The following is a 9,448-nucleotide window of genomic DNA, read 5'->3' as shown; positions in this document are numbered from 1 at the left end:
CCCCGCGATAGTGGCCGTTCGTTCACGATCGGGGGAGGTCGTCGGTGGGAAGCAAGGGCAAGGGGGACTCGGGGCCGGGGGAGCCGTCCGCGTCGGAGCAGCTGCTCTTTGGTGGGCCCTTGCGGTACGACACGGGGTGGAGTCAGCACAACGACGCGTTCCTGGAGCTGAGCTTCCGGGCCATGGTGACGCGGTTGCCGGCGATGCTGAGGTCGAGTTTCCGGCTGGCCTGGCAGGCGGATCCGCGGGCTGCGCGTGTCGTGCTGGCCGCCGAGGCGTGCCGGGGCGCTACCCAGGCGGTGAGTCTGCTCGCGGTCAACAGTGTGCTGGGGCGGCTGATCACGGGCGGTGCCATCGGGGACCGGCTGCGCGGCGCAGTCCCGGCGCTGGTCGTCATGGCCGCCGTGATGGTGGTGGGCGCGCTGCTGCGGGCCGCGTCGACGTACGCGACCGGGCGTCTTGAGCCGAAGGTCGAGCGGGTCGCCACCGAGCTGTATCTGGAGCGGGCGGCGGCCGTGGAGCTGGCCGCGATCGAGGACCACGCGTTCCACAAACTGCTGGACACCGCGCAGTACGGCGCCATGTCGGCCCGCCGCATGATCTCGTACGCGACCAACGTCATGAACGCGCTGATCTCGCTGATCGCGGCGGCGGGCGTGCTGACCGTGCTGCACCCGGCGCTGCTCCCGCTGCTGGCGACGATGACGGTGCCCAGCGCGTGGGGCGCGCTGACGAACGCGCGGCGCCACTACGAGTCGTTCCACACCTGGGTGCAGCACGTCCGCGCCGGCCGCCTCATCGGTTCGCTGCTCACCGAGCCGGAGGCGGCGCCGGAGATCCGCGTGCACGGCGTCGGACCGTTCCTGTTGCACCACTTCCATGAGATGTCGGAGAGCGCGGAGGCGGAACAGGCCCGGCTGGCCCGGCTCACGGCCCGTACGGGGCTGATCGCGGCGGCCTGGACGGGCCTCGCGACGGCGGCGACGTACGCGACGCTGGGCGGGCTGCTGCTGTCCGGTGCGATGGCGCTCTCGGTGGCGGGTACGGCGGTGATCGCGATCCGTACCGGTTCCGCGAGCCTCGACACGCTCGTCCTGGCGGTGAACCAGCTGCACGAGGAGGCGCTGTTCGTGGGCGATCTTCAGAAGCTGTACGAGGAGGCGACCGAATGGGCGATCCCGGTCGGCGGGGCCGCGCTGCCCGAGGAGCCGCGGGAGATCCGCTTCGAGAACGTCACGTTCAGCTATCCGGGCGAGGCCACCCACCCCGCGCTCGACGACGTCTCCCTGACCCTCCCGCTCGGCCGGATCATCGCGCTGGTCGGCGAGAACGGCTCCGGCAAGACGACCCTGGTCAAGCTGCTGGCCGGGCTGTACCGCCCGGACCGGGGCCGGATCCTGTGGGACGGCGTCGACGCGGCGGGCGCCGACCGGCAGCAACTCGCCGACCGGATCGCGATGGTGGCGCAGAACTTCAAGCGCTGGCCGTTCACCGCCCGCGTCAACGTGGCCGTCGGGCGGTCCGCGGCGCCGCTCACCGAGGAGCGGCTGGCCGGTGCGGTCGCCGAGGCCGGCGCGGAGGACGTGGTCGCGGATCTGCCGCGCGGTCTGGACACGCTGCTGGCCCGCAACTTCAGCGGCGGGCACGAGTTGTCGGGCGGTCAGTGGCAGCGGCTGGGGATCGCGCGGGCCGCCTACCGGAAGGGCCGCATCCTGATCGTGGACGAGCCGACGGCGGCCCTCGACGCGCGGGCCGAGCTGGAGGTCTTCGAGAAGATCCGCGCGCTGGCGGGCACCGGGCAGACGGTCGTCCTGATCACGCACCGGCTGGCGTCCGTACGCCACGCGGATCTGGTGCACGTCCTCGATCAGGGGCGGCTGGTGGAGTCCGGGACGCCGGACGAGCTGCTCGCGAGCGGCGGTGTGTACGCGGAGCTGTACGCGCTCCAGGCGGACCAGTTCACGGTGAAGGTGCCCGCCCCGAAGGCGGGCTGACCTCTCAGGCGGCGGCGTCCACGACGTCGCCGCTGCGCACGACCACCAGGAACGCGTCGGTCGCGATGTCCATGACGACCTCAGCCTGCAGGCCCTCCAGACGGCGCGCCTGCGCGAACTCCTCCGCCGGCCACGAGCCACGCGGCCCGCCGGCGGGAAAACGCTCAAGCACCATTCGCCCGTTCACCTTGTACCTCCCTGTCGTGCTGAAACTCGGAGAGCTTCGTGAAGCCTCATAGAGTTAAACGCCGACAGTACGGTGAACGGCTCGGGAAGTGACGGTACTGAGACATAGTCGACACCGGGCCGCACACTTTCCGCACACGGTCCGCGTCAACCTTCGTTGCCGTCCGCCTCAATCCTCGTACTCGTCGTGATAGCGGATGCGCTCACTGCCCGCAGGCGCCCCCAGCGCCGACGCGCGCCCCGCCGGCTCCTCCCACTCCTCCTGCCGCCCCAGTGCGGTCAGATCCAGGAAGGTGGTGGTCGAGCCGAGCCCGTCGAGCCCGCGCTCATAGGTCGAGTAGGTGTGGAACACCCGGTCGCGGTCCCGCAGGAAGCAGCTGACGCCGGGCCGCTCGACGGGTTCCCCGTCGCCGACGAGCGTGACCTCGAAGTCCCAGTTGAAGTCCCCACCGAAGGACGAGTACCAGGGCAGCGTCCATCCCATCCGCGCCTTGAACGGCAGGATCTTGGTGTACGGCGCCCTCGACACGGCGGCGAACGTCGTGCCGCGTGCCTTCAGATGGGCCAGGTGCCCGATCTGGTCGAGGAACGCCGAGCAGCTGCGGCAGCCCGCGTCCCACTCGGGCGCGAACATGAAGTGGTAGACGACGAGTTGGCCGCGCCCCTCGAAGAGGTCGAGCAGGGTGGCCTTCCCGTCGCCGCCCTCGAAGAGGTACTCCTTGTCGATCTCCACCATGGGCAGCCCGCGCCGCTCGGCGTTGAGCGCGTCCCGCGCGCGCGTGGCCGCCTTCTCCTTGAGCAGCAGTTCCTCACGCGCCGCGCGCCACTGCGCACGCGAGACGATCTCCGGAAGCGACATGGGGGCCCTCCTGTGACAACGGTCCGTTGAGGGGTGGACCGGAGCGAGGACCGGAACTCATCGCCGCGTCGGAAAGTTTCTCGGAGAGATCTTCAGAAGGTCGGGGCCTCGTCAGAGAGTTGGGGGCCTTCGGAGGATCGGGGATCTTCAGAGGGACTTCGTCGCGTACGTCACCGGAAGCGCGAGCAGTCCCCGGGCGCGCAGCGACGGCCGCCACCGCACCTCGCTCTCCCCCACCCCCAACTCCAGCCGCGGGAACCGCTCCAGCAGCGCGGCCAGCGCGATCTCGGTCTCGGCGCGGGCGAGCGGTGCGCCGAGGCAGTAGTGGATGCCGTGGCCGAGCGCGAGATGCCCGGAGGTGTCGCGGGCGAGATCGAGCCGGTCGGGCTCGGGGAAGCGGCCCGGGTCGCGGTTGGCGGCGGACGCGGACACCCACACCGTCTCGCCGGCCGGGATGGTGACCCCGCCGATGGTGACGTCCTCGACCGGGAAGCGCCGGATGGCGAGCAGCGCGGGCCCTTCGTAACGCAGGAACTCCTCCACGGCGGCCGGGAGTTGGGCGGGGTCCTCGCGCAACGCGGCCAGCTGCTCCGGGTGTTGCAGCAGGGCGAGCACGGCGTTGCCGATGAGCTGGACGGTGTTCTCGTACCCGGCGAAGAGGATGAGGAAGGCGAGGGACATCAGCTCGTCCTCGCTGAGCCGGTCGCCTTCGTCGCGTACGGCGATCAGGTCGGAGAGGAGGTCGTCGCCGGGCTCTTCGCGCTTGGCGGCGAGGAGTTGGGTGAAGAAGCCGAGCATCGCCACGACCGCGTGCTTGCCGGCCTCGGGCGGTGTCCCGGGGGCCGGCGCGACGAGGGTGTCGGTCCACACCCGGAAATCCCGGCGGTGGCCGTCGGGCACGCCGAGCAGGTCGCAGATGACGGTGATCGGGAGGGGCGCCGCGTAGGAGGCGATGAGGTCGGTGTCGCCCTCCTCCCCCAGCGCGTCGAGGAGTTGGTCGGCGGTGCGCCGGATGGGCGTACGGAGCTGCTCGGTCCGGCGCGGGGTGAACGCGCGGCCGACCAGGCGCCGGATGCGGGTGTGGTCCGGCGGATCCATGTTGAGGAGGTTCGCGTCGAGCGCGGGCGGCAGCGACAACCCCTTGTAAGTCCCGGCCGTGGCATGCCTCTTGTCCAGCGAGAGCCGCGGGTCGGCCAGCGCGGCCCGCACGTCGTCGTACCGGGTGACGAGCCAGGCGGGGGTGCCGTCGGGGCCGGCGATGCGGTGCACGGGGGCGCTGTCGCGCAGGCGCCGGTACACGTCGTACGGGTGGTCGAGAAGGCCGTCCGCGAGATCCATGGAGGACAGCCTAGAGGCGACCCGGGCGCGGCTCAGGTGTCGTACTCCTGGATGCGCCGGCCGTGACTCCGGTCGACGAGGGCGGGCAGCCGGTCCCCCAACTCCCGTACGACAGCGGGCACATCGAGGGTGAGCAGCTCACGGTCGCGCATCAGGACGCGGCCGTCGACGATCGTGGTGCGGACGTCGGCGGAACGGGCGCTGTGCACGAGGGTGGCCGCGAGATCGTGGACGGGCTGGGTGTGCGGCCCGGTGAGGTCGACGAGGATGATGTCGGCCCGGCGCCCTGGCGCGATGGACCCGATCGAGTCACCGAGTCCGACCGCCCGCGCACTCTGAAGGGTGGCGTGGTGCAGGGCTTGACGGGACGTCAGCCAGCGCGGGTCGCCCTCGGTGGACTTCTGCACCAGGGACGTGAGGGCCATCGACTCCCACACATCGAGGGAGTTGTTGGAGGCGGCGCCGTCCGTGGCGAGCCCGACCGGGATGCCGATGTTGCGCAGGGCGCGGATCGGAGTGGTGTCCGGCCAGGCGAACTTGAGGTATCCCCGGGGCGCGGTGGCGACCGCCGTACGGCCGCTCGCGCGCTCCAGGACGGGGAGGTCGCGGTCGATGATGCCGGTGCCGTGGGCGATGAGCAGGTCGGTGGCCAACAGGCCCGCGCGGTCGAGGACTTCGACGGGGGTGACGCCGTACCGGGAGAGGCTGGTGTCGGTCTGGTCGCGGTTCTCGGCGGCGTGGATGTGCACGGGGAGGCCGTGTTCCAGGGCGAGTTCGGCGGTGGCGGCGAGGTCGGCGTCGGTCACCGTGTAGGGGGCGTGCGGGGCGAGGGTCGTGGTGATGCGGCCGTCGGCCGCGCCCCGGTGCCGTAGCGCGAACTCCAGTGATTTCTCCCGGCCTTGGGGGCCCTGGGAGGAGAAGTATGCCTCGCCGAGGTGCGCGCGGATCCCGCACTCGGCGACGACGGCGGCCACCGTGTCCATGGAGAAGTAGTGGTCGGCGAAGCAGGTGACCCCGGCGCGGATCATCTCGGCGCAGGCGAGCCGTGCCCCCAACTCCACGTCTTTTTCGGTGAGGTTGGACTCGACGGGCCAGACGACGTCGTTGAACCACTCCTCCGTGGGCAGATCCTCGGCGAGCCCGCGCAGCGCGACCATCGGCGCGTGGGTGTGGCAGTTGATCAGCCCCGGCAGGGCGATCTGGCCGCGCGCGTCGATGCGTTCGACGGCGGCGAGACCTGCGACCTCCGTCGCGCTGACGACGGACTCGACGCGCCCGTCCCGTACGACGATCGCGGCGTCCTGCTCGAAGCGGATGTGTTCCTGGTCGTCGTGGACGAGGACGGTGCAGCCGGTAATGAGGAGATCGGCGGGAGAGGCGTTGGAAGAAGCGGTGGGAGAGTCACTCACCATCCCAACGTACGACGCCGTCCTCGCCCCGCGTGAGCCGAACCGCGCATCCCGGCGTTGCGCTGTCGCGGGCCGCCCCGGACCAGCACGCTTGCCTCACCACCAAGGCTTCCGGCGCACGACCAAAACTTCACGCCCAAGGCTTATGGAAGGGGCCCGGCATGCTCCTCGGCACCTGGAATCTGGAGAACCTGTACCGCCCCGGCGGCCCGTCCGGCCCCAAGGACAAGGCCGGTTACGAGACGAAGCTCGCCTCCCTCGCCGCCGTGATCACAGAACTGGACCCGGTGCTGCTCGGCGTCCAGGAGGTCGGTGATCCGGCGGCGCTCGACGACCTGACCGGGCTGCTGGACGGCGAGTGGCACACCGCCCTGTCGGCGCATCCGGACGGCCGGGGCATCCGCGTCGGCTTCCTCAGCCGTACGGAACCGCGGGTCGTCGCCGACACGAACGCGTTCCCGGCGCGGCTGCGCCCGGTGCAGTCCGACGACTCGGGCGCCGAGGAGCCGGCCGTGGGCCGCGGCCTGCTGGCAGTGGAGGTCACGACGGCCACCGGCCCGCTGACGGTGGCCGTCGCCCATCTCAAGTCGAAGCTGCTGACCTACCCGGGCAGCCGTTTCTTCCCGCACGACGAGGGCGAACGGGCCCGCTACGGCGCCTACGCCCTCTACCGCCGGGCCGCCGAGGCGGCGACCCTGCGCGCGCTGGCCGACGAACTGCTCGCCGGTGAGGGCCGTACCCGGGACGTGGCCGTGCTCGGCGACATGAACGACGAGGTGCAGGCCGCGACCACCCAGATCCTGCTCGGCCCGCCCGGCTCGGAGATCGGCACGCCCGGCTACGACCGGGCCGACCAGGGCGACGCGGTCCGTCTGTGGGACGTGGCGCCGCTGATCCCGGCCGACCAGCGCTACTCCCGGATCAACTCCGGGCGCCGCGAGCTGATCGACCACATCCTGCTCAGCCATCACCTGGTTCACCGGGTGACGGCGGCGGGGACGGGACTGCCCGGCGAGGGAGCGTTGCGGCTGCCGTCGGTGGGCCCGGATCCGGCGGAGCGGCGGGAGGCGCCGGGGTCGGACCACGCGCCGGTGTGGGTGCGGGTGGAGTGACCCGGCCGGTCCAAGTGGCTAGACGGCGACGGGGAGTTCGATGGCGCGCAGGCCGACCCGGCCCCGCCCCCGCTCGAACTCGTCCAGCAGCTCGGTGAGTTGCTCGATGTGGCGGGACGTGAGCCGCCCCGCGTCGTCGAGGTGGACGGCGCAGGCGGTGGTCGTGTCTACGAGCCGTTCTAGGACGGCCGCGACCTCGTCCGTGCCCTCCGTGTGCCGGGCGAGGGCGGGGAGTTCGGCGGCCGAGACGGCGATGGCGCCGCGGGCCTCGGCGAGCGTGCGGTAGGCCTCGCGGCGCAGGGTCCAGCGCTCGGCGCGGTCGTCGGACTCGCTCAGGACGTGCACGAGGTAGGCGTGTGCGGCGGCGCCCGCGGCCGCGAGCCGGGCGCGTACGCCCCCGCCGCGCTTCCCCGGCATCGGCAGATGCCCGACGATCAGCACGATCGCGCAGGCCAGCAGCGTCTCCCCGATCCGGCCGACCGAGGCCTGCGGCTCCCCGCCCACCATCACGAGGGACAGCACGAGGACGGTGACGACGGCGGTCTGCGCGGCGAAGTGCCGGGTGGCGACGGGGATGAGCGCACCGCTGAGCGCCACCAGCGCGACCAGTCCTTCGGGCCGGGGCAGCACGGCCGCGAACCCGGCGAAGACCAGCGCCCCCAGCACGGTCCCGGCCGCCCGGCTCAGTGCCCGCGAGGCGAGCGGTCCGAGGTCGGGCTTGACGAGGAAGACTGCGGTGGCGGGCAGCCAGTACCAGTGCTCGTGCTGCCCGTACCAGCGGGCCTGGTGCAGCGCCTGGGCGACGGCGACACTGGCCCCGAAACAGAGCGCGACCCGCAGCCCGTACTCCCGCCCCCCGGCCCCAAATGCCTTACGGAACAAGGCGGTTACCGTGCTCCTGCGCGCATGCAGATCACTCCCCTCCGCCTGGTCGAAGGCGTCGGCGGCCTGTAGCAGCGCGTCGTCGAGGGCGCGCAGCGCGGGGGCGGAACGGTTGGGCGCGGGCAGCGGTCCGGTGTGCGCGTTGTCGCGGACGGCGGCGGCGAGCCTGCGGGGCCCTTCGCCCGCCCGGGCGGACACCGGCTCCCCGGCCCAGGCGATCGCGGTCGCGGCCTCGGCGAGCGGCAGCGCGGCGGCGTACTGCCCGTGCAGCCGCCGCTCGGCCGCCGAACTGGCGTACCGCCGCAGCCGCGGCCCGGCGAGCGCGTCCTGCGCGTGGTCGAGCGCGGCGGTCAGCGCGGCGCGCCGCCCCGTCGCCTCCGGCCCACCGCTCGCGTCGAGAAGCGCCGCGATCGCGTCGTACACGGCGGCTACGGCGTGCCGCTCGCCGTCGAACCGGTAGTCACCGGCGATGGCACCGGGCGTGGGCAGCGCCAGCCGCAGCAGGACCAGCCACGCGGCCCCGGCGAGGAACGCGAGGGCCCGCTCCCACCCCGGTTCGGGCAGGGGCATCCCGGCGCCGATGGCGGAGGCGACAAGCAATTGCGTACCGGCACCGGAAGCGACGGGCCCGATGGCGATGAACCCACCGGCGACCAGCCCGATCCCGGTGAAGAGAATCGTCAGCACGACAGCCCCGACATGCGCCCCGGCATACGTCCCGACCAGCAGCCCGGCAGCTCCGGCCAGCGCGGGCCCCCCGAGCCGCTTGACCGAGGCCCGCCGACTGCCGGGCCGGTCGTTGATCCCGGCGAGCATCGCCCCGAGCGCGGCCAGCACACCGAGTGACGTACGCCCGACCAGCACGGCGACCATCAGCAACGGCCCGGCGGCCAGCGCCCCTCGGGTGACCGCGCTCCAGGGAACCGGCCCGCGCTGGGCACGGAGCGTGTGGGCGAGCCAGGGCGGAAGCGAGAAGGCGTCGGTACGACGGGACACAGGGCTCCTGTCCTGACGAGGGCGGGGTGTGCCTTCGGGCGACGGTGGCCGGGGCGGTAGCTGCGCTGGAGCGGGTGCTCAAGCTGTTGCTGGCGGCTGGGGTGGTAGCCGTGGTTCCACGGTAGTTCGCGTCCTCGTGCGGAACGGGCCGCGCGCATTTCAGGGATGTGAAGGTTGCCCGGAGGGCCGCCTTCTTTATGAACGCAACGCCGAGAAAAGCACTTTCACGTCGGAAACCGCACGCTCAAGCACCTCCGGCTCCGCCCGCAACCCCGCCACAACACGGTCGACCGCCCGCAGCCCGGCCCGCTCCAACAACCGCTTCTCGTTCGTCACCCACTCCCCCCGCCCCGCCAGCACCCCGTGCCCGGCCTGCACGGCGGCCACGGCGATCGCACCGGCGACCTCGGTGAGCCGCCCCTGCGGGACGTGGTTGGCCCGCGCGTACGCGAGGGTGGCGTCGGCGGTGCCGTGCCAACGCTCGGCGGCGGAGAGACGCAGCTTCGCGGGATAGGCGCCGCGAGCCGTAGCGTCTCCGCCGTGCTGACGCGGAGGTCGCGTCGGCCGCCGAGTTCGGTGATCGCCGCCTCCGCGTCCGGCAGCGGCTTGCCGTGCAATCCTTCGCGGTCCTGGACGGAGGCGACGCCCTTGCCCTTGAGGGTGCGGGCGAGG

At 72.4% G+C, this 9,448-nt stretch carries 7 protein-coding genes and 1 pseudogene; 2 read left to right on the top strand and 6 right to left on the bottom strand.

From position 1 onward, the window contains the following. The first annotated feature begins 44 nt into the window (after positions 1-44). Entirely contained in the window at positions 45-1,994 is a 1,950-nt protein-coding gene (locus ACNFOC_RS45065) for an ABC transporter ATP-binding protein (RefSeq protein ID WP_416964799.1), read from the top strand. Positions 1,995-1,998: 4 nt separating this feature from the next. Here ACNFOC_RS45065 and ACNFOC_RS45060 read toward each other — a convergent pair whose 3' ends face one another. From ACNFOC_RS45060 to ACNFOC_RS45045, 4 genes are all read right to left on the bottom strand, one after another. Continuing rightward, positions 1,999-2,181, bottom strand: coding sequence for a DUF8839 family protein (locus tag ACNFOC_RS45060; RefSeq protein WP_317775439.1), 183 nt, complete (start codon positions 2,179-2,181; stop codon positions 1,999-2,001). A gap of 168 nt (positions 2,182-2,349) precedes the next feature. After that, on the bottom strand, positions 2,350-3,039 hold the full coding sequence (locus ACNFOC_RS45055; RefSeq protein WP_416964798.1) for a DUF899 domain-containing protein: 690 nt from the start codon (positions 3,037-3,039) through the stop codon (positions 2,350-2,352). 147 nt (positions 3,040-3,186) lie between these two features. After that, a complete protein-coding gene (locus tag ACNFOC_RS45050; protein ID WP_416964797.1) occupies positions 3,187-4,377 on the bottom strand; it encodes a cytochrome P450 family protein in 1,191 nt (396 codons plus the stop codon). Positions 4,378-4,409: 32 nt separating this feature from the next. Continuing rightward, on the bottom strand, positions 4,410-5,789 hold the full coding sequence (locus ACNFOC_RS45045; RefSeq protein WP_416964796.1) for an amidohydrolase: 1,380 nt from the start codon (positions 5,787-5,789) through the stop codon (positions 4,410-4,412). Positions 5,790-5,947: 158 nt separating this feature from the next. Between ACNFOC_RS45045 and ACNFOC_RS45040 the strand changes: the two genes are divergently transcribed. Beyond that, positions 5,948-6,898, top strand: coding sequence for an endonuclease/exonuclease/phosphatase family protein (locus ACNFOC_RS45040; RefSeq protein WP_416964795.1), 951 nt, complete (start codon positions 5,948-5,950; stop codon positions 6,896-6,898). An 18-nt stretch (positions 6,899-6,916) separates the two neighbouring features. Here the strand turns inward: ACNFOC_RS45040 and ACNFOC_RS45035 are convergent, their stop codons facing one another. Both ACNFOC_RS45035 and ACNFOC_RS45030 read right to left on the bottom strand, forming a co-directional pair. Continuing rightward, positions 6,917-8,776, bottom strand: coding sequence for an FUSC family protein (locus ACNFOC_RS45035; RefSeq protein ID WP_416964794.1), 1,860 nt, complete (start codon positions 8,774-8,776; stop codon positions 6,917-6,919). 195 nt (positions 8,777-8,971) lie between these two features. Continuing rightward, positions 8,972-9,448 (bottom strand): annotated as a pseudogene (locus ACNFOC_RS45030) (hypothetical protein); the annotation flags it as partial.

It is taken from the genome of Streptomyces colwelliae, assembly GCF_048158785.1.
In the GTDB taxonomy this organism is placed as follows: Bacteria; Actinomycetota; Actinomycetes; order Streptomycetales; family Streptomycetaceae; genus Streptomyces.
The sequence above is the reverse complement of the archived record's forward strand: the minus strand, read 5'-3'. Positions and strand labels throughout refer to the sequence as shown.